Source organism: Snodgrassella alvi (assembly GCF_002777745.1).
Lineage (GTDB): Bacteria > Pseudomonadota > Gammaproteobacteria > Burkholderiales > Neisseriaceae > Snodgrassella > Snodgrassella alvi_D.
Genome location: NZ_MEIO01000048.1, coordinates 63,125 through 86,873, shown reverse-complemented (window position 1 = coordinate 86,873; position 23,749 = coordinate 63,125). Strand labels below are relative to the sequence as shown.

Annotated in this window: 23 protein-coding genes; 13 read left to right on the top strand and 10 right to left on the bottom strand. The window is 41.1% G+C overall.

Annotation, left to right across the window (positions count from 1 at the left end):
* Nucleotides 1-346: 346 nt before the first annotated feature.
* Entirely contained in the window at nucleotides 347-538 is a 192-nt protein-coding gene (locus tag BHC51_RS05720) for a hypothetical protein (protein WP_100153541.1), read from the top strand.
* A gap of 250 nt (nucleotides 539-788) precedes the next feature.
* On the opposite strand, the gene BHC51_RS05715 is transcribed toward BHC51_RS05720, so the two are convergent.
* Entirely contained in the window at nucleotides 789-2,186 is a 1,398-nt protein-coding gene (locus BHC51_RS05715) for an RtcB family protein (RefSeq protein ID WP_100153567.1), read from the bottom strand.
* 534 nt (nucleotides 2,187-2,720) lie between these two features.
* Here BHC51_RS05715 and BHC51_RS05710 point away from each other — a divergent pair.
* Nucleotides 2,721-3,245 carry a DUF4760 domain-containing protein gene (locus BHC51_RS05710; RefSeq protein WP_100153540.1) on the top strand — a complete coding sequence of 175 codons (525 nt, stop codon included), beginning with the start codon at nucleotides 2,721-2,723 and terminating at the stop codon, nucleotides 3,243-3,245.
* Nucleotides 3,246-3,408: 163 nt separating this feature from the next.
* On the opposite strand, the gene BHC51_RS05705 is transcribed toward BHC51_RS05710, so the two are convergent.
* The 4 genes from BHC51_RS05705 to BHC51_RS05690 are packed head-to-tail and all read right to left on the bottom strand — an operon-like array spanning nucleotide 3,409 to nucleotide 5,909.
* Nucleotides 3,409-4,599, bottom strand: a complete 1,191-nt coding sequence (locus BHC51_RS05705) for a molybdopterin molybdotransferase MoeA (RefSeq protein WP_100153539.1) — start codon at nucleotides 4,597-4,599, stop codon at nucleotides 3,409-3,411.
* Nucleotides 4,596-5,207, bottom strand: a complete 612-nt coding sequence (mobA, locus tag BHC51_RS05700; RefSeq protein WP_100153538.1) for a molybdenum cofactor guanylyltransferase — start codon at nucleotides 5,205-5,207, stop codon at nucleotides 4,596-4,598. Before mobA ends, BHC51_RS05705 begins: the two co-directional genes overlap by 4 nt.
* Nucleotides 5,198-5,659 (bottom strand): molybdenum cofactor biosynthesis protein MoaE, encoded by a 462-nt coding sequence (locus BHC51_RS05695; protein ID WP_100153537.1) that lies wholly within the window; start codon nucleotides 5,657-5,659, stop codon nucleotides 5,198-5,200. The genes mobA and BHC51_RS05695 overlap by 10 nt, the downstream gene beginning before the upstream one ends.
* A 1-nt stretch (nucleotide 5,660) precedes the next feature.
* Nucleotides 5,661-5,909, bottom strand: a complete 249-nt coding sequence (locus tag BHC51_RS05690; protein ID WP_143558798.1) for a MoaD/ThiS family protein — start codon at nucleotides 5,907-5,909, stop codon at nucleotides 5,661-5,663.
* 196 nt (nucleotides 5,910-6,105) lie between these two features.
* Between BHC51_RS05690 and moaA the strand changes: the two genes are divergently transcribed.
* Nucleotides 6,106-7,080: a GTP 3',8-cyclase MoaA gene (moaA, locus tag BHC51_RS05685; RefSeq protein WP_100100184.1), complete on the top strand. Its 975-nt coding sequence runs from the start codon at nucleotides 6,106-6,108 to the stop codon at nucleotides 7,078-7,080.
* 64 nt (nucleotides 7,081-7,144) lie between these two features.
* Here the strand turns inward: moaA and BHC51_RS05680 are convergent, their stop codons facing one another.
* Nucleotides 7,145-8,788, bottom strand: coding sequence for a lactate permease LctP family transporter (locus tag BHC51_RS05680; RefSeq protein ID WP_100100185.1), 1,644 nt, complete (start codon nucleotides 8,786-8,788; stop codon nucleotides 7,145-7,147).
* 1,013 nt (nucleotides 8,789-9,801) lie between these two features.
* On the opposite strand from BHC51_RS05680, the gene BHC51_RS05675 reads away from it, so the two are divergent.
* The 4 genes from BHC51_RS05675 (at nucleotide 9,802) to BHC51_RS05660 (ending at nucleotide 15,026) form a co-directional block, all read left to right on the top strand.
* On the top strand, nucleotides 9,802-10,665 hold the full coding sequence (locus BHC51_RS05675) for an RNA ligase family protein (RefSeq protein WP_100153536.1): 864 nt from the start codon (nucleotides 9,802-9,804) through the stop codon (nucleotides 10,663-10,665).
* Nucleotides 10,662-11,804 carry an AAA family ATPase gene (locus BHC51_RS05670; RefSeq protein ID WP_100123302.1) on the top strand — a complete coding sequence of 381 codons (1,143 nt, stop codon included), beginning with the start codon at nucleotides 10,662-10,664 and terminating at the stop codon, nucleotides 11,802-11,804. The genes BHC51_RS05675 and BHC51_RS05670 overlap by 4 nt, the downstream gene beginning before the upstream one ends.
* A 295-nt stretch (nucleotides 11,805-12,099) precedes the next feature.
* On the top strand, nucleotides 12,100-13,716 hold the full coding sequence (locus BHC51_RS05665; RefSeq protein WP_218966382.1) for an inorganic phosphate transporter: 1,617 nt from the start codon (nucleotides 12,100-12,102) through the stop codon (nucleotides 13,714-13,716).
* A 173-nt stretch (nucleotides 13,717-13,889) separates the two neighbouring features.
* Nucleotides 13,890-15,026, top strand: a complete 1,137-nt coding sequence (locus BHC51_RS05660) for a polyamine ABC transporter substrate-binding protein (protein ID WP_100153534.1) — start codon at nucleotides 13,890-13,892, stop codon at nucleotides 15,024-15,026.
* A gap of 239 nt (nucleotides 15,027-15,265) precedes the next feature.
* Here BHC51_RS05660 and BHC51_RS12730 read toward each other — a convergent pair whose 3' ends face one another.
* Nucleotides 15,266-15,412, bottom strand: a complete 147-nt coding sequence (locus tag BHC51_RS12730) for a hypothetical protein (RefSeq protein ID WP_180296438.1) — start codon at nucleotides 15,410-15,412, stop codon at nucleotides 15,266-15,268.
* A gap of 105 nt (nucleotides 15,413-15,517) precedes the next feature.
* Here BHC51_RS12730 and surE point away from each other — a divergent pair, with 105 nt between their 5' ends.
* A complete protein-coding gene (gene surE / locus BHC51_RS05655; protein ID WP_100153533.1) occupies nucleotides 15,518-16,270 on the top strand; it encodes a 5'/3'-nucleotidase SurE in 753 nt (250 codons plus the stop codon).
* The gene (locus BHC51_RS05650) at nucleotides 16,264-16,941 is read left to right on the top strand and encodes a protein-L-isoaspartate(D-aspartate) O-methyltransferase (RefSeq protein WP_306807525.1); all 678 of its coding nucleotides are present in this window, start codon (nucleotides 16,264-16,266) and stop codon (nucleotides 16,939-16,941) included. The genes surE and BHC51_RS05650 overlap by 7 nt, the downstream gene beginning before the upstream one ends.
* Before the next feature lie 80 nt (nucleotides 16,942-17,021).
* On the opposite strand, the gene BHC51_RS05645 is transcribed toward BHC51_RS05650, so the two are convergent.
* Nucleotides 17,022-17,612 (bottom strand): CHAP domain-containing protein, encoded by a 591-nt coding sequence (locus BHC51_RS05645; protein ID WP_100153532.1) that lies wholly within the window; start codon nucleotides 17,610-17,612, stop codon nucleotides 17,022-17,024.
* A gap of 506 nt (nucleotides 17,613-18,118) precedes the next feature.
* On the opposite strand from BHC51_RS05645, the gene BHC51_RS05640 reads away from it, so the two are divergent.
* Nucleotides 18,119-19,159 (top strand): zinc-dependent alcohol dehydrogenase family protein, encoded by a 1,041-nt coding sequence (locus BHC51_RS05640; RefSeq protein WP_100153531.1) that lies wholly within the window; start codon nucleotides 18,119-18,121, stop codon nucleotides 19,157-19,159.
* Nucleotides 19,160-19,243: 84 nt separating this feature from the next.
* On the opposite strand, the gene BHC51_RS05635 is transcribed toward BHC51_RS05640, so the two are convergent.
* Together BHC51_RS05635 and BHC51_RS05630 are read right to left on the bottom strand one after the other, a co-directional pair.
* Nucleotides 19,244-20,251, bottom strand: a complete 1,008-nt coding sequence (locus tag BHC51_RS05635) for an aldo/keto reductase (protein ID WP_100153530.1) — start codon at nucleotides 20,249-20,251, stop codon at nucleotides 19,244-19,246.
* Between the two features lie 196 nt (nucleotides 20,252-20,447).
* Nucleotides 20,448-21,419: a LysR family transcriptional regulator gene (locus BHC51_RS05630; RefSeq protein WP_100153529.1), complete on the bottom strand. Its 972-nt coding sequence runs from the start codon at nucleotides 21,417-21,419 to the stop codon at nucleotides 20,448-20,450.
* Between the two features lie 626 nt (nucleotides 21,420-22,045).
* On the opposite strand from BHC51_RS05630, the gene BHC51_RS05625 reads away from it, so the two are divergent.
* Genes BHC51_RS05625 through BHC51_RS05615 form a run of 3 tightly spaced genes read left to right on the top strand, consistent with a single transcriptional unit; the run spans nucleotide 22,046 to nucleotide 23,406 of the window.
* A complete protein-coding gene (locus BHC51_RS05625; RefSeq protein ID WP_100100195.1) occupies nucleotides 22,046-22,270 on the top strand; it encodes a hypothetical protein in 225 nt (74 codons plus the stop codon).
* Nucleotides 22,271-22,307: 37 nt separating this feature from the next.
* Entirely contained in the window at nucleotides 22,308-22,589 is a 282-nt protein-coding gene (locus BHC51_RS05620; RefSeq protein ID WP_100100196.1) for a helix-turn-helix domain-containing protein, read from the top strand.
* On the top strand, nucleotides 22,582-23,406 hold the full coding sequence (locus BHC51_RS05615) for a reverse transcriptase family protein (RefSeq protein WP_100153528.1): 825 nt from the start codon (nucleotides 22,582-22,584) through the stop codon (nucleotides 23,404-23,406). Before BHC51_RS05620 ends, BHC51_RS05615 begins: the two co-directional genes overlap by 8 nt.
* Nucleotides 23,407-23,749: the final 343 nt, after the last annotated feature.

Sequence of the window (23,749 nt, the reverse complement as noted above, 5' to 3'; positions counted from 1 at the left end):
TTAGCGCAATCGACCTTTTTTCTACTGTGCTTAGAGTAAAAAGTATTGTTAATAGTATCCATAACATACAAAAATGTTATATCCCATTGCAAATAAAGCTAAATATTCATTATTCCTAAATTGTACTCCGAGAGAGCGCCTTATCGGAAAGCAAACCATATATGCTTATCCAGAAAACGTATCCACTAAATCTATCAGTACCCCCCATTTATCATTTTCACTATTCTTTTTAGGTTGGTGATAGAAACTATACTAATCATGATTTAATGATTTTTAGCGAAAATTTTGGTTTAGATAGGGGAGAGATACGCTATCTCCAGCAGGGTGCTGGACTTCAAAGGAAACTATGCCAGAAAAGATAATCTATGATTCTCATAATCCGGCTATAAGCTTACCAATGATGTATGCTAAAGCACTCTCTGGAATACTTAATTTTTATGGTGTTGCAGAAGGTTTGTTTATTCTAGCAGGAGGGATGGCAGAGATAAAAAATTATTCAGGAAAAAAGAATAAATCTGAAGTATTAAAAAAATTTTGATATTTTTCATTTAAATGATCATAGGCTAATCTGTCCACAAAATAGGCTAATTTTTATATTGATAATTGATTAAAGCAAAAGAATAGTAAGACGATAAAAGAGAAATTATTTAATCATTGGCAATCATATTTTTTAGTAATGTATAAAATTCATGCTGATATTAGTTAATATCAATTTTGATGGCGTATGAGTTTTATCGGTTAATAGTATACAAACAGCCCAAGCTACAAGGCTTGGGCTGTTTGTATGATTACGCTTTAAAAGTAATCCAGGGTTTAAGTTTTACTACTGGCTGAATTAAATTGGCATGTTCTTGGGCTTCGATTACTGGTGTAATCGGTTTATAGGCGGCAGGTGCTTCTTCTCGTAAACGTTCCTCTTTTAGGGTAATACATTGCCATGGCAAATCAACCCTATCAGATACTACTTTTTTGTTACGCATTGATTGCCGTCTTTCTGCTCTGCCTGCACCGTGTGAGCAAGACCATAACCAGTCTGGATTCCCTTTGCCAAGTGCTACGTAAGAGTAGTCACCCATTGAGCCAGGAATTAATGCAATTTCGCCATTATTGGCTGGTGTGGCTCCTTTACGGTGAATATTCATTCCACGCTCAGGTAAGATAATATTATGTGGAATATCAACGATTAATTGGCTATTATCTTGTTTGAAAATCGCCATTAATTCTTTACGTATCAATTCGGTGATGACGATTCGGTTAATCCATGCATAACGTGCTGCAACACCCATTGCCTGCAAGTAATTTTGTGCATCATCATCTACTAAACCAAATAATCCTGATGTTGGATATTTTTTATTTACTGGCCATAAAGCTTTGGCTTTATCTTGCCAGCGGTTGCCAATATAAAATCCCACATCACGTGAACCGGTATGAATCATTATTGCAACAGTATTTTTCTTTAATCCCATTTGATAAGCTAAATGTCGATCAAGGATTTCATCAACAATTTGTAACTCAACAAAATGGTTACCTGAGCCTACTGTACCTAAGCTTGCTGGGCGGATAATACTTCGTGGCTCAAAAAAGGCCTCCGGTGCGTATTTGCTATCCGCTGTGATTAATGACTGCCCTGATATTTGATTAATTTCCGCCAGTAGCCGCTTAAAATTGACGTGTTGCCATAAACCTTGTTGTGGTAATGCTGTTATCCATGCCGCTATGCCTTCATCAAACAATGCTTGAAAGGATTGTGGAGTAACAGGAATATTACGCTCGTCTTGCAATAATACGCGTTTAAGCTGCGCGATAATGGTTGATTTTTGTTCATTCACTTCATCATGGCTTAAACCGGTTGTCAAAAGGCGCATACCGCAGTTGATATCAGTGCCAATGGCTGCCGGAATAACTAAATCTTCTGTTGTTGCCACGATGCTGCCTACTGGTGCAATCGCTCCCGGATGAAAATCGGGCGTTGCTCGTGCTGCGCACACGTGTCCTAAGCTGTTAGGTACGTTTACCGATGCAAAATCCAGTAACTGTTTTACCGCTTTTTCTTCTAACGGTAAAGCCTGTGGTAATAATACTTGAGCAGTAGTATTTTGTTGATTAAAAGTATAGATATTATTATAAAAATGACTCTCAATTCCGAGTCGGGATAAACGTTTTTGTAAACGAGTAAATGTAGACATCATTGCCACCTAGGAAACAATAAAAAGCGTCCTCCGCCTTTTGGGAGGTTGATTACTGTTTTCCTGCAGCAGCACGATTCAGGAAAGTGGGCTAATTCTATACAAGGGTTTTTTATTTGTAAAGTATGAATAAAAAATGTTAATAATGTTTTTATTAACTATTCAAAAAAGGCTGATCTTGGGAATGGATTGGATCTTAAGTTTTATTTTTTAATTATTCATTTGATTATAAAGTGGTTATGGTTTTATAGATAGTCTAATAATATTTTGATTATAAAATTGTTGACTAATATCACAATTGTGATAATAATACATGCAGTAATGCTGTAATAAGTATGTTTCGAGACGTTTGAATCTCCAACAAATAGATATATAGGAATATGCTTATGTCTTTTTTAATGTAAACTAAAAATTTGAAATATAATTTATAAAAATAAACTTATTCTATCAGTGCAATATGATGAAATGGCAAAATCAGGAAATGGATTGTATTATGAGCAAGAGAAAAATTTACAGTGAGGGCTGGGATTTTTAATGTCACTTGAAACGGAAACATTTAGATTTTTAGGTGAGACAATTGGCTATTGGTTACAAACAATAGCCATTGTTGCGTCTGCTATATTTGCTGGTTCTCAGATTAGGGCGTTAAGAAAGCAACATACGAGTAATGATATTCAATGGAAACAAAGGGCAACCGTTGACGCAGTGATTGCTGATAAAAGGGATGCTACTTTAATTAATTCGCGTTTGATGTATGCTAAATTAAAAGAAAATAACGCAGATTTTAATACCATAGGTGCGCAATCTTTATTGGCAAATGAAAAAGAAAATCAAGCGATACTTGATGTGCTAAATAATTACGAATTCATGGCTGCCGGTATTAAAGAAGGTGCATTTGATGAAGAAATTTATAAACGCATGAAGCGTTCGCTGATCATTAAGGATTGGGAAAAGTTGGAATTATATGTAAGAGCTTTAAGAAAACGAGAGCAAAGAGACAGATTATTTTCTGAATTTCAATGGTTAGCTGAAAAATGGATGGCCGAAGATGATGCGTGATATTCGTTAATCGGCAAATATGTTCTTTTGTTATTATGTATATATAATTTTACGCATAGATTGAGGTCGGACTCTTTTATAATGCTAAAGTTATTTTTTCTGAATAAACAAGCCTGTGTTCAGCATAGGCTTGTTTATTTGCTTTACTGATTAAACCCGGTATTTATATCGGATAAACCGTCACCCATTGCCCTTGATGGATATCAGTTTGGGCGGGAATGTCGATTAATACTTGTGCATCGACACAGCCGGAAAGCATGTGCGAGCCTTGTTTAGCCAATAGCTGTACTTCAGGGCCGTTGTTGGTGAAGCGGATGGTGCCGCGCAGGAATTCGCGCCGTTTCTGCTGGTTGGGGGTGATGGCGAAGGCTGCTTTGGCCTGATAGCATTCGGGCAGTGCTTGCAGAATATGGCGGCCGGCAGCGCTTTGCAGTGCAGGTATGCCCAGTAATTTGAAAGTGACAAAGCTGGCAACGGGATTGCCGGGCAGGAGCATAACACGGCATTGCTGAATATTACCCCAGCCAAAGGGTTTACCCGGTTTTATCGCCAGCTTCCAGTGTTCGATATTGCCTAGTTGTTGCAGTGCCGGTTTGACTAAATCGCGATCGCCAACTGAGGCACCGCCAGAAATAATGATGCTGTGGCTGTTGGTTGCGGCTTTGGCAAGAGTTTGGGTGATGATGTCGAGCTTATCCGGCAGGATACCGCCATCGATGATTTCGATAAACGCATATTCGCTCAGGCAGGCCAGCAGCATAGGGCGGTTGCTGTCGTATATCTGATGCTGTTGTAGCTGGTTATTACCGCTTACCAGTTCATCGCCGGTGGTAAATACGCTTACGCGCAACTTCTGATATACATGTAATTCGCTTGCACCTTGTGAGGCTGCTAGTCCGATTGCTTGTGCGTTTAGCAGGGTGCCTTTTTCGAGTAAGATGGCACCTTGTTTCAGCTCTTCGCCCCGTCTGCGGATGTTGTCACTGGCGGCGGGTGCTCGAGTGCTGCTAAGGGTATTGCCGTTAACACTGGTGTTTTCCTGCATGATTACTGCATCGGTATTTAAAGGAATGCCAGCGCCAGTATAGATGCGTACGGCCTGTCCGTGTTGCAGGGTGAGCTGCTGGGTGTCTCCGGCTGCCGCGGTACCGATAAGCTGCCATTCGACGCAGTTTAGGCCGCAGATGGCATAGCCGTCCATGGCACTGTTGTCGAATGCAGGGGCATCGGCAGTAGCAATAAGCGGCTGGGCAAGAATGCGGCCGGCAGCCTGATTAAGGGGTACGGTTTCGCTGTCGACTATACGGCTGGCCTGTTGTAGTAGGGTTTCTTGTCCCTGATAAAAATCCATCATGAGGTTGTTGCTCCACTGCGCGTGCTGGTAAACATTGCGCTGCTGTTATAGTTGGTAAACGGGGCACTATCGGCAAAAGTAACAATGGCGTGGCGATAAGGCTGGATAATTGAGCGTACGCTGTGTTTGCCGCTGCTGTTAAGTTGTTGCTGGATATGATGCAGGTGGCGCCGGCGCATCTGGCAGACGATAGGGTGCAGATTGCTGGTGTCGGCGGCACAGACTATATCTAGCTCAGGCTGGTTATGCAGCTTTTCATACAGGCTAGTGATGATGTCTGCGTTTAGTAAAGGCAGGTCGCATGGTACGATTTGCAGGTATTCGATGTGTTCCGGTAAGGCTTGTGCTGCACTGATGATGCCGGCCAGTGGTCCCATCTGGGTATAGGCAGGCAAATCTTGGCACACGGAATAGCCGTAGTTTTGTATTTGTGTGATATCGCGATTGGCGCTGATAATGATGTGGTCGCTGCAATGGCCAAGCTGGTGCAGAATATGTGCCAGTAGCGGCTGGCCGTGAAGCGGCAGTAGTGCCTTATTGGCACCGCCAACACGGGTACCGAGGCCACCGGCAAGGATAATCAGGCCAAGCTGTGCATCTATTGCCATGACTGGGTGCGCTGCTGGTCGCTGTGTTTCATTTCTACCCAGTGCTGTTCACCGTTGGCAAAGCATTCTTTTTTCCAGAATGGTGCTTCGGTTTTCAGGTAGTCCATGATGAAATGATTGGCCTGATAGGCATGCTCGCGATGGCCGCTGGCAGTGAGCACCAGTACGATTTGGGCACCTACCGGCAGTTTGCCTATACGGTGAATGACGCAGGCATAGGGTAGTGACCAGCGTTCTGCTGCCTGAGCGATGATTTTGCTGATTTCATGTTCAGTTACTTCAGGCATATGGGTAAGGTGAAGGTGGCTGAGTGGTTGCTGCGGGTTATCGTTGCCGCGCACTTTGCCAATAAAGCTAACTACAGCACCACAGTCTGGTGCACTGGCTTCAGCCAGAGCCAGTTCGTTACTGAGGTTGAAATCTTCGCTTTGTACCTGTATGCGAGTTTGCATTTTAGCCTCCGGTTACCGGTGGTAACAGGGCTATGCTGTCACCGTCTTTGAGGGCAGCACAGCCATGCTGAATGATATTATTGACGGCAATTTTGTATACTTTGCCGGCAGCCAGCACTTCACTAAATGGGGCACCACGTTGGCGCAGGTAGGCTAAAAGGGCATCGCTGTCGGTAAAGTCTGGAGATAGCTGTTCCTGAGTCAGGCCAAGCTCTTCGGCAAAGCGTGCCAGATAAATCACGGTAATCATGATAAAAACATAGGTCAATCAATAATCGTTTATTATGCCGTGTTTTTTCTTTCTGTGGCAGATGGCTGTTGCTGATGCGATTGGATTTAAGGAGTAAAATGGGATAGAATGCAGCCTTTTTTTTAATTATTCCAACTATTTGTCTAATTTTTTATTTCTGAAATGATTTTCCTTCTTACAGGCGCTTACTTTTCTCATGCTGATTGACCGCTTCAACAGACGTATTGATTATTTACGCATTTCGGTAACGGATAAATGCGATTTACGCTGTACTTATTGTATCCCACAAGGGTTTACGGAATTTGAAAAGCCGGCTAACTGGCTGTCGTTTGCGGATATTGAGCGTGTGGCCGGAGCATTTGCCCGCATGGGTGTGTCTCGATTTCGTTTAACCGGCGGCGAACCGTTATTGCGTAAGAATCTGCCGGAACTGGTGGCACGGCTGGCAGCTTTGCCCGGGGTAGAAGATTTGTCGTTAACTACCAATGGTACGCAACTTAAACGTTTTGCCCAAGATTTACGTAAAGCAGGACTAAACCGGCTGAATGTGAGTCTGGATTCATTGCGACGTGAATGTGTGCAGGAGATTTCCGGCAAAGATAGCTTTGATAAAGTAATTGACAGTTTGCAGGCAGCACGGGATGCAGGCTTTGAACAGATTAAGATTAATATGGTGCCGCTGCCGGGGGTGAATACCGGTGATATTGAGGATATGGTGGCATTCTGTATTGCCAATGGTTTTATCCTGCGCCTGATTGAGGTGATGCCGATGGGCGTAAGCGGGCGGAAGCTGGAATATTTTAATTTGCTGGAGTTGATTGAGAATCTGCGTCCTAAATATCAGCTACATGAAAGCAGGCGTGTATACGGAGGCGGGCCGGCCAAATACTGGGAAAGTGTCGATGGTCGTTTTACTCTGGGGCTGATTACACCGCGTTCGCAGCATTTCTGTGCTACCTGTAATCGGGTACGCATGTCTGTGGATGGTACTCTGTATCTGTGTCTGGGGCAGGAGCAGAGTATGGCGTTGAAGCCATTATTGGCGGCAAACTGTTCTGATGCACAGCTGGAGGCTGCGATTAAACAGGCGGTGGATCTGAAGCCGGAAAAACATGAATTCAATGAGCAGCCAGACAAGATTGTGCGCATTATGGCGAAAACCGGTGGTTAAAATAGATGTTGCTGCTACCAAACAAAAGCCCGCTTTGTTGAGCGGGCTTTTGTGCGACAGACAATTAAAATAAGGTTAGTGTCCATGGAAACAGATAAGTTTGTACAAGGGTAAACAGGCCGGCAATCACACAGAAGAACAGGCTGTGACGCACGGTGAAGCGAAACAGGTCAGATTCTTTACCGGCCAGTCCCACTGCGGCACAGGCAATGGCAATGGATTGTGGTGAAATCATTTTGCCGGTTACCCCGCCAACTGAATTAGCAGCAACGGCAAGTACGGGATCCATGCCTACCTGCAAGGCGGTATTGGCTTGCAAAGCACCAAACAGGGCATTAGCAGAGGTGTCGGAACCTGTGAGGAAAACACCTACCCAGCCAAGAAATGGTGAGAAAAACGGGAAGGCTTTACCGGTATCGGCCAGCGCCAATGCAAGGGTTGATGACAGACCGGAGTAATTAACTACGTAGGCAAACGCCAGTACCAGCCCAATCGATAGTATCGGATAGCGCAAATCGTATAGGGTGTGTTTGAAGGTATCGACAGCCAGACGCGGTTTTATTTTCAGTATTAATATGGAAATGATGGCTGCCAGCAGAATGGATGTGCCTACTGCTCCTATCAGATTTAGCTTGAATTCGGCAGCGATGGGGGTGTTTTCCGCAACGATAGGTATGGTTTTAATCACCAGATTATCCAGCATTGGCCAGTGAATTTTGATTAGGCTGAATGAGTTAAACCAGACTTGCAGGGGTTTAATTGTCCACACGGCGACACAGATAGTCAGGATAACAAAAGGCGACCATGCCTGAGCAATTTGTCTGATGCTATATTCTTTTGGTCTGCGCTGTTGGTTTGGCTGCTGCATGCCGTTGAAGGTAAATATCTGTTCAGGCTGCCATTTTTGTAGAAAAAGTGCCAGGCATACCAAGCTTACCAGTGCTGAGGTGACATCCGGCAATTCCGGCCCGATAAAATTGGCGGTGATAAATTGGGTTGCGGCGAAGGAAACACCGGAAACCAGCAGTGCTGGCCAAGTCTGGCGAATACCGCGCATTCCGTCCATGATAAATATCAGATAGAACGGAATCACAATAGACATCATGGGTAATTGCCGGCCGGCAAGCTGGCCGATATGAAACGGGTCAAGGCCGGAAACCTGTCCACCCACCAGAATCGGAATACCCAGTGCACCAAAGGCAACCGGTGCCGTATCAGCAATCAGGCACAAACCTGCTGCATATAAGGGTTTGAAACCCAGCCCTACCAGTAGTGCTGCACTAATGGCAACGGGTGCACCAAAGCCGGCTGCGCCCTCCAGAAAAGAACCAAAGCAAAAGCCGATAAGCAGCAATTGCAGACGCTGGTCTTCAGTGATGGAAAGAATAGAAGCACGGATAATGTCAAACTGGCCGCTTTTGACGGTGAGGTTGTAGAGAAAGACAGCGGTAATTATGATCCAGGCAATCGGCCACAGACCGTAGAAAAAACCATATAACGCGGAAGATAAAGCCAGTGTAAGTGGCATTTTGTAGGCAGTAACTGCCACAATGATTGCCAGAATCAAGGTGATAGCACCGGCAATGTGTCCTTTCATGCGCAGTAGTGTAAGCGCCACAAAGAAAAAGATGATCGGCAATAGGGCAGCCAGCAGGGTGAGATAAATGCTGTTGCCTAATGCGGAGTAACTTTGTACCCATGTATGCATGTAATTTCTCCTCGATATGTAAGTGCGGTTGCAATAAATTTGATGGTATGTGTGCGGTTATTTTATGTTAAAGAGTAAATGTTATTAATTTTTAATTCTGATATGTACAATTTGCTATGCTGGCTATTACTTTAAAAAAATAAAGATATTAACGTCAATGTTTATACCTTTAATTCTAATAATCGTAATTTAAGGTAATAGGCTGAGTTAAGAAAATTTTTGCTTGTGATCAGGTTAGGTAGTTGGATATAAATTATTATTTCGTAGTGTTTGGTCTGCCTAGGTGGGAAATGTAAGCATTTTTATTATGGTTTTGATTTGGTAACACTTCTGCAAACTTTTTGTTCAGTTTGTTGTAAGCAGGTATAGCTGAATTTTATGCTGGCGCAGGTGTGCGACTGTCTGTAAGCAGATTAGCTGTGATTGAGAATTGATTTACAACAAGAATTACAGTTAGGTGTTGCTTTGGCTTTATTCATGTTTTACATAATTAATTCAAGAAGAAATAAGGTTTTGTTTGGATCTGTTTCTTACTTAAAGGCATTATCAATTGTTGGGTTAGCGATTGCTGGTTGTTACAATTGATCATCTTTATGACTTGCGATTAATTCAGCGGTCGATTTTATGAGTATTGCTTTTGTTTTAACAATTCTGTGTGTTACTTTGTCATTGTGATTTAATTGATTTGTTGTTGTTTCATCTAAGTTTGGGGCAAGCTGGAGGGTTACAGCTAATTCACGATACTGTATCAGAAATGATTGATTAATATAACTGACTATTTTTTATCACTAAACTTGACAGTTAATTAACAATTCATGATAATGGCGCCGTTTTTTTCAATCTAAAATTTTTATGATAGTGAGGGGGCAAAATGCCTGTAGTTAACACTTTATCTTAATGCCGACACGGTATCTTTCTATTCTTTCGCTTGGTATTTTTCAAGCTTCTTTGTTGTAATTCAATCTGTAGATTTTTGCCTTGTCGGTTTTCTTTTGTTTTTTGGAGAAAACATAATGACAATGGAATATTGTATTCAAAATTTAGAATTAATTAAATATCCACGAACACCCCACTTGGAAAGCTCTCGTTTACAGTTTGGAGACTGTGAACATGGGCAATATCCTTATAATCAACTAGTAGGACAGTATATTGTTGTTGAAGAAAAGCTTGATGGTGCGAACTGCGCGATTAGTTTTTCTGCCAGTGGTGAACTGTTGCTTCAATCTAGGGGACATTATTTAATTGGTGGTTCACGAGAGCGTCAATTTAATTTGTTAAAACATTGGGCTTGCGTGCATGAAAATTGGCTGTTAGAGCGATTAGAAGATCGTTATATTCTTTATGGTGAATGGTTGCATAAAAAACATGCAATTTTTTATGATGCATTGCCTCACTATTTTTGTGAGTTTGATATTTGGGATAGGCAACAAAACTGTTTTCTATCAACCTTAAAACGCCACCAGCTATTAGCCAATGGTCCTGTTTTATCGGTGCCTGTTTTATTTGCAGGGATGGCACCCTCTGAGTTGAGCGATTTATTGATTTTGGTTAAAGAATCTTTAGCTAAAACGGCGAATTGGAGAGCATGTTTTGAGCAAATTGTGTTGCGTGAAAAGCTTGATTTAACCAAGGCCTGGCAACAATGCGATGGTTCTGATTTGATGGAGGGATTATATCTGAAAGTCGAGTCAGACACGCAAACGGTTGATCGCCTAAAGTGGATTAGATGCGATTTTGTGCAGGCGATTTTAGATGCAGGTCAGCATCATTCGGAACAGCCTTTTATTCCTAATCAACTGGCTGAAGGTGTTGATCTGTATGCACCGCAATTAACGGTGAATTGGTATGGTTGTTCGGTTAATGGAGGTAAGATATGAATTACCTTGTATTAAAGCAACAAATTGCGCACACAATTTTAACTGATGATTTTAGCCCATGGCTAACTTGTATTCCTGAGTTAAATAGTTTGATAACAACGCCACAAGATCCTGTTTATCATGGTGAGGGCGATGTATGGACTCATACTCAGATGGTTGTAAGAGCGCTATTAGCTCAGTCTGAATTTGCTAACGCAACAGAAGATCATCAGTTTGTGCTATTTATGACTGCATTATTGCATGATATAGCCAAACCTGAAACGACGGTGATTGACGACATTACAGGTAAAATTAGCCAGCCACGTCATTCGAAAAAAGGTGAAATTCGCAGTCGCATATTATTATGGCGAATGGGTGTGCCGTTTGATTTACGGGAGCAAATTTGCCGCATTATTAGAGTACATCAAGTGCCTTTTTATGCTTTAAGTGATAAGCAAAAAAAGAAATCGCCTGAATATGTTATCCATCAATTATCGTGGCAGTTGCCGATCTGGATGCTATGTGTGCAGGCTAAGGCAGATATGGAAGGTCGTATCTGTGCTGATAAAACAAGAGCACTTGATGAAGTTGAACTGTTTAAACAGTTAGCACTTGAGGAGGGGTGTTTATATAACCCGCGTCAGTTTGTTGATGATTATACTCGGATGCAATATTTTCGGGGCAGTAATGTGTTACCCGATTATGCGTTATTTCCACAAGAAGGTTCTAATGTGATTATGCTCGCTGGTTTACCTGCTTCGGGTAAAAATAGTTGGATTAGTCAGCATTATCCAGCATGGTCTGTTGCTTCTTATGATGATGCTAGAACTGAACTAAAACTCAAGTATGGTGAAAATGAAGGGTTGGTTACACAATTTGTTTTATCTAAAGTAAGGAAATGGTTGAGATCTAAGCAGTCTTTTATTTGGAATGCAACCCATTTATCGCAAGAAATGCGTCAAAAAGCGCTTGATTTGCTTTACGCTTATCATGCTAGTGTGCAAATTGTTTATATTGAACAACCTGAAAAAGAGTTGTATCGTCGTAACTCAGCACGTGATTCGACTTTGCCAAATAAAACCATTCAGCGGTTATTAAATAAATGGGAGGTTCCGTTACCTACTGAAGCACATAAGGTGAGTTATTTGATTAATCCATAACTGGGTATATTTTATGTTGTAAATTGGGGCTGATAATCAGGCCCCAAATGCAGATTAGTCATTATATTTTGTTTTTCTGTATTATTTTTGATACCTGTTGGTTATTCTTTATTTGTTTTTTTCATTGGTTATATATGGGATAGATAAAAATCACGTGATTACAATTAAACCCGCTGATCCACTCAGGCTTGATTTGCATTTTATTAATTTTGCAATTAATTTATGCCTGTCGTAAGGTTGTCATGTTGCTCTTTTACAATAAGTCACGATAGTATTTGGTAATAGGGAGTAAACTGTGTCTGCTTCGTCTGCGACTTCGTCGCCTAGGGCAATTATGTCTGCATCCATGAAAACTGGTAAAGTAGGTAAAATTCTTTTTCTGCTGATATTACTTGGCGGTCTGGCTTATGCTGGTGTTTGTATTTGCCATGATTTGCACGCTATTCCAAGCTCTTCATTGCTGGTATATGCGTTATTAACAGTAGCGTTGCTGATTGCGCTGGCATTCGAGTTTGTGAATGGTTTTCATGACACAGCCAATGCGGTGGCCAGTGTAATCTATACGCATTCACTTAAACCTAATACAGCTGTAATCTGGTCAGGAGCTTTTAATTTTCTTGGTGTGTTGTTGTCAACCGGTGCAGTGGCCTATGGGGTGATTTCTTTGCTGCCGGTGGAATTGATTCTGCACATGGGCAGTGATGTTGGTTATGCAATGATTTTTGCTTTGCTTTCTGCTGCCATTATCTGGAACCTGAGTACATGGTGGCTGGGGTTGCCGGCTTCCAGTTCGCATACGCTGATTGGTTCGATTATCGGGGTAGGTGTGGCTAATCAATTGATGTCGGCAGATCGAAGTACCAGTGGCGTAAGTTGGAGTCAGGTAATTAATGTGGGTGAGTCGCTGTTATTTTCTCCACTATTAGGCTTTGTTCTTGCGGGATTGTTGTTATTTTTATCGAAAATGTTGCTGCGTATCCCGGCGTTGTACAGGGCACCGGAAAATGAGGCACCGCCACCGTGGCCGATTCGTTTGCTGCTGATTTTCACCTGTACTACAGTGAGCTTTGCTCATGGTTCGAATGACGGGCAAAAAGGCATGGGATTGATTATGCTGATACTGATTGGCACTGTGCCGATGGCATATGCACTCAATCATGCCGTACCAAAAGAGGAATGGGCGAAATTTTCTGCCAATTCCAGAGCAGCACAGAAAACCATTGAGGATTTGCTGCCGTCGGGGCTGGTGTTGCCGGCAGGTACGGATGCGCGTGCTAAGGTAACGGCTTTGGTGGAAGATAAGCAGGGTACGCCGGAGCAACTGGCTGCGCTGGCACAGCTGGTACGAATCGTTGAGCATAATGTGAGTAAAAGCGATTGCTTGCGCAATTTACCACCTCAGCAGGTAGGGAATATCCGTAATGATATGTATCTGGTTTCCGAATCTTTAACCTTATTGCAAAAAAATGCTTTGCAGCGCCAATATAAGCTGAGCGCGGTACAGATGGATAGTTTAAATGCATATCATGTATTGATTGACTATGCCACTAAATATATTCCGGTATGGGTAAAGGTACTGGTGGCACTGGCACTGGGGCTGGGCACTTTGGTTGGCTGGAAGCGTATTGTGGTCACTGTAGGCGAAAAAATCGGTAAAACCCATTTATCTTATGCACAGGGTGCTTCTGCCGAGCTGGTAACTGCTGCACTGATCTGTGCTGCTGACCGTTTTGGTCTGCCGGTGAGCACTACGCATGTGCTGACTTCCGGAATTGCCGGCACCATGGCTGTGAATAAAAGCGGCTTACAGAAATCGACTGTCCGCAATCTGGTTATAGCCTGGGTACTCACTTTGCCGGTATCTGTTGTGTTGGCTGGAGGATTATTCTGGTTTTTTCGTCTGATTTTCTGAGTAAAAATTGCTGTTTTGTATTTTTATCGACTGCCAATCTGTAATAATTTGCCAAATACTCTTGCATGACGCGGTATTTCACAGTTTAATGTCGGTTTAGTGGTGGCTGTGCTGGTGCACGTCATAGATACTTGCTTCCCCGTTACAATGGGCATACAAATTGGAAATCGTGTATGAAAAAATCACTGGTATTGTCAGCCATCGTAAGTGTGCTGATGGTTGCCTGCTCGGATGCCGGTAATGCAAATAAAAATGCTGCCTCCAGTAATGCAGTCATGAATCCAACTGACCAGCTTAATATTTATAACTGGTCGGATTATGTTGATCCGGATACAGTTAAAGCATTTGAAAAAGAAAATAAAATCAAGGTTCGTTATGATTATTACGACAGTAACGAAACTCTTGAGGCCAAGATTCTGATTGGCCGTTCCGGCTATGATCTGGTAGTACCGTCTATTGCTAATGTAGGCCGCGAAATCAAGGCTGGTGCATATCAGCCGGTGAATAAAAGTCAGCTATCCTATTACAATAATATTGATCCGGGACTGCTGAAGATGATGGATAAGGTAGACCCGGGTAATAAATATGCCGTGCCGTATTTCTGGGGTATGAATACTATTGGGATTAATACGGAGCTGGTAGAAAAGGCACTGGATGGCAAACTGCCGGATAATTTGTGGGATCTGGTATTTAATCCTATTTACACACATAAACTAAAAAGCTGTGGCATTTCGCTGTTTGATAGCCCTACCGAACTTTATCCACTGGCTTTACATTATCTGGGTAAAGACCCAAACAGCAGTAGTCCGGATGATATTCGTGCTGCTACCAATTTGATTAAATCCGTACGTAATGATGTGAAACGCTTCAGCTCTTCCGGCTATATTGATGATATGGCACGCGGTGACCTGTGTGTGGCCACCGGTTATGGCGGTGATCTGAATATTGCTAAAAAACGTGCTGAAGATGCTAAAAGCGGAGTGCATTTACAGGTACTGGCTCCGAAGGAGGGAGTTGGAATCTGGATTGATTCCTTTATGATTCCCAAAGATGCCCAGAATGTAGCCAATGCCTTGAAATACATTAATTACACACTCGATCCGAAAGTGGCAGCGAAAAATGGTAACTATGTGACTTTTGCGCCGGCCAGTAAACCGGCACGGGCGTTGATGAACAGTGAAATCAGTAGCGATCCGAGCATATTTCCCACACAGGAAGTGCTGGATAAAAGTTTTGTGGTATCGCCCAAGTCTCAGGATGCTGTTCGTTTGGCGGTACGTCTGTTTCAGCAGGTTAAAGCGGGACAATAGTTTTTTTATGCTGATTCAGGCTTTTGCTGTGCCAGCACAGAACTAAATCACAAACGAACCAGAAGGGTTCGTTTTTTACATTTATGCTATTTGTAATAGTATGATGTTGCTATACGGTATGATTTGCCTGTTAGCACTGTTTATAACGTTTGATCTGCATACAAATATCTGTACGGGATGGTAGAGTGGTAGGGCAAAATTGCGGATAAAGCTGCCAGAATGCATATAAACCCTTATAATTAGTTATCGGGCAGGACGCTGGTGTATTTGCGTTCCAGCAATTGTGAGTACGCAGAAAAATCATATTCGGATAGCAAGCAGTGAATAAGCATATTGGCTGTATGTGGAATAATGCCTGCTTTGTGCTGGCGGTTCTGTGTATTCACAGTAGCTGTATTTTCCGGTAAGTAAATGAGCTTGGCTGGCAGTTACGGAATAAACAGGCCTGAAGATATAACGGCAACAGAACAGATTTTTTGAATTGGATAGTTATGAAAATTTTAATTTGTAATGATGATGGCTATTTATCAGAAGGGGTTGCTTTATTGGCCAAGGTGGCAGCACAGTTTGCCGAAGTAAGAGTAGTGGCACCAGAAAACGATCAGAGTGGGGTAAGTAATTCTTTTACTCTAAATCGCCCTTTGTCTATTAAGAAAGCTTCCAATGGCTTTTATTATGTTAATGGCACACCAACTGACTGTATCCATGTAGCCTTGCATACCATGGCTGATTTCAAACCTGATTTAGTTCTGTCTGGCATCAATCACGGTGCTAATATGGGTGACGATGTTTTGTATTCCGGCACTGTAGCCGCCGCTACCGAAGCATTTTTAATGGGTATCCCTGCTCTGGCATTTTCTATTAACGATCGCAGTGGTCAGTATTGGGCTACGGCTGAAAAAGCGGTGAATACCGTTTTAGCACAAGTGTGTGCACAGCCAGCTATAGAACCGGTTTTATGGAATATTAATATACCGGCAATTAATGCTGAGGCTGTGCAGGGCTATCAGGTAGCAAAACTGGGACGACGGCATCATGAACAGTGTATTGTGCCATTTAATAGCCCGCGTGGAGAAACCATGTATTGGATTGGGGGTGTGGGGGCTGCTGATACTAGTTGGCAGGATACTGATTTTAGTGCCAACAAAGCAGGTTTTGTTACCATTACTCCGCTGACACTTGATTTAACTAACTATCAGCAAATGAATGCTGTAAACACCTTTTTGCAAGATATACAGTGGTGACGGCAGTGGGACAGGGCGTAAGCTGGACTGGCTATGAATTCCGGCGTGCACGGATGGTGGAAAGACTGCGGCAGATGGGCATCACCCGTGCTGAAGTGTTGTCTGCCATGTCAGCTGTACCGCGACATGTGTTTGTTGAAGAAGCACTGCGCTCTCATGCTTATGATGATATGTCCCTGCCTCTGGGTCTGGGGCAGACTATCTCCCAGCCTTATACTGTAGCAGTGATGACACAGTTATTGTTTAGCCAACGGTCGATAAACAATAACCTGCGTATTCTGGAAATTGGTACTGGTTGTGGTTATCAGACAGCGATTCTGCAAGCGCTGGGTTTACGTGAAATCTATTCAATCGAGCGCCTGCGCCCGCTGCATGAACGTGCCAAACAGAATTTGCGTGCGGTGCATTTACTGGCTCATGCTCGGTTAGTGTGTGGTGATGGCTATCTTGGTTTGCCACAGGAAGCACCATTTGATGGCATTATTCTTACTGCTGCTCCGAAAGAAGTACCATTGCCTTTATTGCAGCAACTGTCAATAGGTGGTCGTATGGTATTGCCGCTGGATGAAGGTGGCGTACAGTTTTTATGGGTAATCGATAAAACAGCTGAAGGTTTTCAGGAAACCTGTGTACAGCAGACTTTATTTGTGCCACTGGTAAATGACAATTAAATATTAATTGCAATTCCAGCAGGCGTATATCAATGTAGCTGCTTGAATCAATGGCGTACTAAGCATCGATAGTCATGACTTCAGATTTTACGTAAATAGCCCAATACACGGAAATTATCAATCTTCCATAATCCATCTTTATAAATTAATGGATAAGTAGCGCGACTGCTCGTGTTAGGGCCTGGATTCTGTTGCACAATTTCAATTTCATTATTACTAACCTTACTTATAATGGCAACATGACCATATTTGCGACCAGCCAAAACGATAATATCATCAACTTTTGGCTGAGTTGGCGAACCATTATGAAACTGTAGCAAATTACGCTTTGGATTAATATGGCCATCGGCAATCGAAGCATCAAAAAAATCTTTAGCATGGCCATAGCTATCGGGCATTTTATGCTTGAAACGCTCATAATAATAGCGTTTTACAAATTCAACACATTGATATTTTTGTCCTAAATTGTAACCATCCTTAGTTAGATTACGCCCGCTAACATGACTTATTTGCCCATTGTAATATACATTGACACCATTAAACTGATCGACAACCTGACCAACCTCTTGTGCACCTGTTTGTCTTTGATCAAAAAACTGAGCATAAACAATAAAACTAAATAGTGATAAACCCAAAAACAATACGACACTTTTTTTATATCTATTAGCCATATAAACTCATTAATAGAATGATAATAATTTAGGAATAAAAATATTATTTATTTTTGAATATATAAATAATATAGCGGTATATAATAGAAACACAATTAATTTTTTCTGCCATATGCACTGATTAACAACATAATATTTGACATAATCATACACAAAAAAACATATCCATAGCATAGTTGCCACAATATAACTGCATCAGATTCAGTTAGTAATAACACATGAGTACTATACAAATCAGGCCAAGTGAATATAAACAGAAGCATAAATCTAAATATATCAGAATATATAAAATTAATGTTTAATCCGTTAATTAAAAGTATTTTGTGTATCTAATATCTTATCTGTAGCAATAGCATTGTTGTTCCATCAATACCTGCTATAAGCCACAGTCTAAAATATCATAACCAAAACGAATCTATTCTTTATCAGCTGGCATGGTATGATGATTAAACCGCTATAAACTAACGGCAAAGATGATTTAATTCAACAGCTAAGGAAAGATAACCATGAAAGTAGCAGTATTTGTTGCGCCCGGTGAAGTAGCCATACGAGAAATGGATAAACCTGTTATCCAGCAGCCTACCGATGCCATTATCCGTATTGTCCGTGCCTGTGTTTGTGGTTCAGATTTATGGTGGTTTCGCGGAATCAGCCAGCGCAAAACCGAAAGCCCCGTCGGGCATGAAGCCATCGGTATCGTCGAAGCTGTAGGCCATGCAGTGACGCATATCGAGAGCGGTGATTTTGTTATTGTACCCTTTACCCATGGCTGTGGACATTGTGCTGCCTGCAAGGCCGGGTTTGACGGCAATTGCCAGAATCAGGAGCAGAGCGGCAATGGTGGCTATCAGGGAGAATATCTGCGTTTTAGCAATGCAGACTGGGCGCTGGTTAAAATTCCCGGCCAGCCACAGGATTATTCCGATAGCGTGCTGAATTCATTGCTCACCTTAGCTGATGTTATGGCTACCGGCTATCATGCAGCGGCCAGTGCCGAAGTCAAAAACGGTGATACCGTAGTTGTCATGGGAGATGGTGCAGTTGGCCTGTGTGGTGTCATTGCAGCGAAATTGCGTGGTGCAGAACGTATTATTGCCATGAGTCGGCATCCGGACAGAGCACAACTGGCGCAGGAGTTCGGTGCTACCGATATAGTACCGGAACGAGGTGATGATGCAGTTGAAAAAGTATTAGCGCTCACCAGTCAGGCTGGAGCAGATGCCGTACTGGAATGTGTAGGTACCAAACAAGCTTTACAAACAGCCATTGCAGTCGCGCGCTCGGGCGCCATTGTTGGCTGTGTAGGCGTACCACAGCAGACTGAAATCAATACCGGCGATATTTTCTGGCGTAATATAGGTGTGCGTGGTGGTATTGCCAGCGTTACCACATATGATAAAAACCTGTTGCTACAAGCAGTTTTGAATGAAGAAATTCAGCCGGGCAAAGTCTTTAACCAGCGCTTTGACTTAGCCGATATTCAGGCTGCCTATCAGGCAATGGATCAGCGTCAGGCAATTAAATCATTATTAATTATCAGCCATTGATTTAACAGTACCCCGCCACAGATTAAATCCAGTGGCGAGGTAGTTACTGCTTATTCACTTACTCAGAAATAAGTATGCCTAAATTCAGAAGATACCTTTCATTCCTTCAGGCGTATACCGTTCTCCTTGAATTTGAATACTGTTTTTCAGATCATTTAATAGATTGACATCCGATTCTTCTAATTGCAACAAGCTGGCCTGATTATTTTCGCGCAAGTATTTCTCATTTTTGGTACCCGGAATCGGTACAATATGTGCCCATTGTGCCAGCAACCATGCCAGCGCAATCTGCCCCATAGTACAATTGTATTTGATAGTCATGGGTTCTAATGCTTGTAGCAGCCGTTTATTATGTTCCAGATTGCTATCTTGAAAGCGCGGATTGGTACGGCGGAAATCATTTTCGGCCAAATCTTCCTTATTCTGAATCTGGCCAGTGAGAAAACCGCGTCCCAGTGGCGAATAGGGCACCAGACCGATATTTGATTTTTTCAGCAAAGGCAGTAATTCATCTTCAATATCACGTGTCCACAGCGAATATTCAGTTTGCACCACATCAACTGGATAAATAGTACAGGCACGCTGCAAAACCGAAGCAGAAACCTCACACAAACCAATATGGGCAATCTTGCCGGCCTGTACCAGCTCAGCCAGAGCCTGCATCGTATCCTCAATCGCCGTATCGGGATCAATGCGGTGAATATAAAATAAATCAATTTGCTCAATACCCAGTCTGGCCAGAGAATCATCACAGCACTGCTTAATGTATTCCGGACGATTATTGATATTGCGACTATAGCCGGTGGTATTACTTCTATCAATACCGCATTTAGTGGCAATAGTGAGCTGCGCGCGGGTAGAATCAGGCAGCGTTTTCAATACCGAACCAATCAGCTTTTCATTTTCACCGTGGCCATACATATCCGCTGTGTCTATCAAAGTAACACCATAATCAATTACTTGTTGCAATATCTTTTGTGCATGTGCTGTCTCCACAGCACCATAGAATTCGCTCAGTCCCATAGCGCCATAGCCAATGGCTGAGACAGTAAGATGCTGACCAAGTTTTCGTTGGGGTAAAGAATGAGTCATTATTTATTATCCTATCAGAATTAATTGTGCCTGAATTGCTTTATCCAGTATTCCTTATACTTAGTTCAAGTTAGGCAGATGCTTTATTGCTGGTATTGATAGTAAATAATTCAACTTGAGAAGAGAAATACAAAATTATTGATATAAAAAACATATCAAACTAAAGTATCTTTTAGCATAGCGGTATGCAAAGCCTTTATAATGCCACCGAGGCCGTATGGTGAAGCTTAAAGTACTCAATCATCGCATTAATAGTCGTGTTTTCTGCCGCAGACTTATGCCAGAGAAGATGCATATCCATCAATAGCTGCTGCTCATATTTTGCAGTCAGCTTTTTATACACCACTCCCTGCACATGAGCCTGTGCCATTGATGCTGGCAGCAACAGCATACCCCTGCCCATGGCTATTTCCATCAGCATAGTTAAAAAATTATGCAATTTCTGCTGCAATACCAGCGGAGTGGGTAATTTGCTAATTATTTTTTGCATCCGGTCGTATAAAGCTGGATTCTGATAGCGTTTGCACCAGTATAAAGGTAAATCCACCACTGTATTTAAATCTATTTTTTCCTGCGCACAGGCCGGATGGTTTTCCGGTAAAGCCAGCAGCATGGTTTCCTGATAGACAAATAAACTGCCGGCCTGATGACTATCATGTTTATAATCAGAAATAATCACCAAATCAATATTATTTTTATTGAATTCAGCCAGTAGCTCCTTAGAAGAATAGTCCTGCTGCAACAAATCAATGTGCTGCTGAAAACGGCTACTAAATTCATAGAACAGCGGAATAAAATTAAATCCCAGAATTTTAGTAATACCAATTGTTAACCGGTCAGCAGAGTAGGGGTTGATATTGCTTATTGTCAGCGATAAACCTTGCAGCCAGCTTCTGGCCTTATCTCGAAATTGCCTGCCCTGTGCAGTAAGCAGCACATAACGGGTATTGCGTACAAATAGTGTGGTTTGCAGTTTTTCTTCCAGCGTCTTAATTTGCATGGATAGTGGTGGCTGGCTTATCCCCAGCCTGCTGGCAGCCTTGCGAAAATTGCCTTCCTCACATACCGCCAGAAAATATTGCAGTTGCTTAATCGTGGGCAGATGCCGGCTATAAATAGCCGAATTACCCAGCGTATATTCCGGCTGAACCGGTAATTGATTACACATATTGTCTCCCTTATCCTAGCTAATAAACCGTTCTGCATAGAAAAAGTATTAATAATTATACAGATAGATGCAGCTTTAAATTAAACATTATATAGACTTTCTCATCAATATTCTGCTTCTAAATAAGATATTGATTATGATCTATTAAGGTAAATTTTGTAGAGGAAATTTTATCTAATAAATTAAATAAAAATCTATTTGAGATTAAAAATTTAAATTTTGTGATATCAATATTATTACTAATAGTAAATAATATTGACAGTTTCTAGGGGCTGTATATAATAACTTTCATTGATGGATGAACCGTCCATTTCGATCTTTAATTTTATTTTGAATCTCTTAGTTTTAAGTATTGTTGTGGAGAATTAACCCATTTTGGGTGCCACATTGTGGATATTTGCTTTATATGTCAGCTTCAGCGAGCAACAGGCGTAGTTCGTCGTCCGAAGTAAACTGGATAGCGGAAGACGGTCGGTAGTAGTTGAGCATATATAAAAAGTGCCAGGGTCTGGACGTAACGTGTGTAGGTGGGCTTCTGTGGTTGCTAATCGTACTAAACCGGCAACAATACTTGAAATCGCCAGGGCAGGTGTTTTGCCCAGTTTATATTAACTTATGGAGATTTTATGAAACAAAATGAAATTAAAGACCTTATTTGTTTGATTGAAAAAATTCTTGCAGATAAGTCGAATACGATTAGCGACCCTGCTCGGAAAGAGCTAGAAGGTTTTCTTTTGCAACTGAAAGAAGACAAAAGTAAGTTTTCATTACTGCCATATTTAAATGGTATAGCGAAAGTAATGGATATTATTGAGGTCATCAGTGAGGCAATTGAAAAATACTTCAGCTAAATATGGGCAGGCCCTACATTCGTTTTGGAAAATATTAATGAATATCGGTAAAGCAATAAAATTTTGTAGAGTATTAAAAGATATCTCATTAGAAGAGTTGCAAAATCGGACTAATTTATCCCAATCCTATCTTTCATTGATAGAGAATAATAAAAGAAAGCCTACTCTAGATACTATTGAAAAAATTTCTAACTCTCTAGGTGTACCTATCGAAATTTTAGTATATTTAGCATCAGATAAGCGTGAATTAAATTTATCGCCAAATATTGCAAAACTTTTTGATGAACAAATAATTAATTCGATTAAAAATAATGCTTAATTTACAATTTAAATCCCCCTTAGCTGGCATTCAGTCAATCGAATCCTTAGTCAAGCATCTTAATATTAATTGTAATAAAATAACTTATTTGTTAGAAAATATAAACTCTCTTTATGAAGGATCTATACCAATACTTAAATCTAACGGTAAACCCCGACCAATTTATTTATGTGAACCACGATTAAAATATTTTCTTAAAAGATTAAATTCTAAAATATTTAAAGTAGTCTCTTATCCAGATTTTTTACATGGAGCTCTTCCTAATAGAGATACCTACACTAATATATCTCAACATTTAAATGCAGAAGTTATTTGTAATTTTGATATTCAATCATTCTTTACTGCTATTACTTATGAACATGTATTTGATATATTTAAGAACTTTTTTCATTTTTCTGCAGAGGTATCTCATGTACTGGCAAAGTTAACAACCGTCAATAATCAAGTTCCGCAAGGTTCTCCATGTAGTTCGTATATTGCAAATTTGGTTTTTTATCGTTCAGAAGTTAACGTGGTACAAAAATTAAGAAATAAAAATTTTGTTTATACCAGATTTGTTGATGATATAAGTGTTTCCTCCTTATCTAAAAAAACAAAAGAAGATATAAATGAAGTACATAGAATCGTAGTAGGAATGATAAGAGCTTATCAATTCAGTTTACAGAGTGAAAAAAGATCAATAGCACCTAGTTGTAAAACTAGGTCACTTACTGTAAACAAGATTAATATAGTAAAATCAAAATTATCAATTCCAAAGAAAAAAAGAGCAAATATAAGAGCTGCTTTGTATCAATTAGAGCAACATTTTCAAGAATAGGATATGAAATTTGTAGTTAAAAATTTTGAAAGTGTTCAAGGAAGAGTATTATATTATAGCAAATATCATCCAAAAAGTGCTGATAAAATGATGAAGAGGTTAAAAAATTCACATTGAAATTTCTCCACTTTTAAAACATTATAAGCGTAATAGATTAAAATCAGATATTCGAAAGTATAGAAATAAAAATTATATAAGAAATAAACCAGCCATTACTCAAAAGATTTAATAATTTTTCTGTGTATATATACTACAAGAGTTTATGGTTACAAATTTGGATTATATTGATATATTTTAAACAAAATATTACCATCAAAGGCCAGACTGGAAAAGGTGGGTTGGA

Coding starts and splice junctions, on each gene's coding strand:
- BHC51_RS05715 (WP_100153567.1), bottom strand. CDS start 2,186: ATGTCTACATTTACTCGTTTACAAAAACGTTTATCCCGACTCGGAATT.
- surE (WP_100153533.1), top strand. CDS start 15,518: ATGAAAATTTTAATTTGTAATGATGATGGCTATTTATCAGAAGGGGTT.
- BHC51_RS05660 (WP_100153534.1), top strand. CDS start 13,890: ATGAAAAAATCACTGGTATTGTCAGCCATCGTAAGTGTGCTGATGGTT.
- BHC51_RS05720 (WP_100153541.1), top strand. CDS start 347: ATGCCAGAAAAGATAATCTATGATTCTCATAATCCGGCTATAAGCTTA.
- moaA (WP_100100184.1), top strand. CDS start 6,106: ATGCTGATTGACCGCTTCAACAGACGTATTGATTATTTACGCATTTCG.
- BHC51_RS05670 (WP_100123302.1), top strand. CDS start 10,662: ATGAATTACCTTGTATTAAAGCAACAAATTGCGCACACAATTTTAACT.
- BHC51_RS05615 (WP_100153528.1), top strand. CDS start 22,582: ATGCTTAATTTACAATTTAAATCCCCCTTAGCTGGCATTCAGTCAATC.
- BHC51_RS05690 (WP_143558798.1), bottom strand. CDS start 5,909: ATGATTACCGTGATTTATCTGGCACGCTTTGCCGAAGAGCTTGGCCTG.
- BHC51_RS05675 (WP_100153536.1), top strand. CDS start 9,802: ATGACAATGGAATATTGTATTCAAAATTTAGAATTAATTAAATATCCA.
- BHC51_RS05640 (WP_100153531.1), top strand. CDS start 18,119: ATGAAAGTAGCAGTATTTGTTGCGCCCGGTGAAGTAGCCATACGAGAA.
- BHC51_RS05695 (WP_100153537.1), bottom strand. CDS start 5,659: ATGCAAACTCGCATACAGGTACAAAGCGAAGATTTCAACCTCAGTAAC.
- BHC51_RS05705 (WP_100153539.1), bottom strand. CDS start 4,599: ATGATGGATTTTTATCAGGGACAAGAAACCCTACTACAACAGGCCAGC.
- BHC51_RS05710 (WP_100153540.1), top strand. CDS start 2,721: ATGTCACTTGAAACGGAAACATTTAGATTTTTAGGTGAGACAATTGGC.
- mobA (WP_100153538.1), bottom strand. CDS start 5,207: ATGGCAATAGATGCACAGCTTGGCCTGATTATCCTTGCCGGTGGCCTC.
- BHC51_RS05625 (WP_100100195.1), top strand. CDS start 22,046: ATGAAACAAAATGAAATTAAAGACCTTATTTGTTTGATTGAAAAAATT.
- BHC51_RS05630 (WP_100153529.1), bottom strand. CDS start 21,419: ATGTGTAATCAATTACCGGTTCAGCCGGAATATACGCTGGGTAATTCG.
- BHC51_RS05645 (WP_100153532.1), bottom strand. CDS start 17,612: ATGGCTAATAGATATAAAAAAAGTGTCGTATTGTTTTTGGGTTTATCA.
- BHC51_RS05680 (WP_100100185.1), bottom strand. CDS start 8,788: ATGCATACATGGGTACAAAGTTACTCCGCATTAGGCAACAGCATTTAT.
- BHC51_RS05620 (WP_100100196.1), top strand. CDS start 22,308: ATGAATATCGGTAAAGCAATAAAATTTTGTAGAGTATTAAAAGATATC.
- BHC51_RS05635 (WP_100153530.1), bottom strand. CDS start 20,251: ATGACTCATTCTTTACCCCAACGAAAACTTGGTCAGCATCTTACTGTC.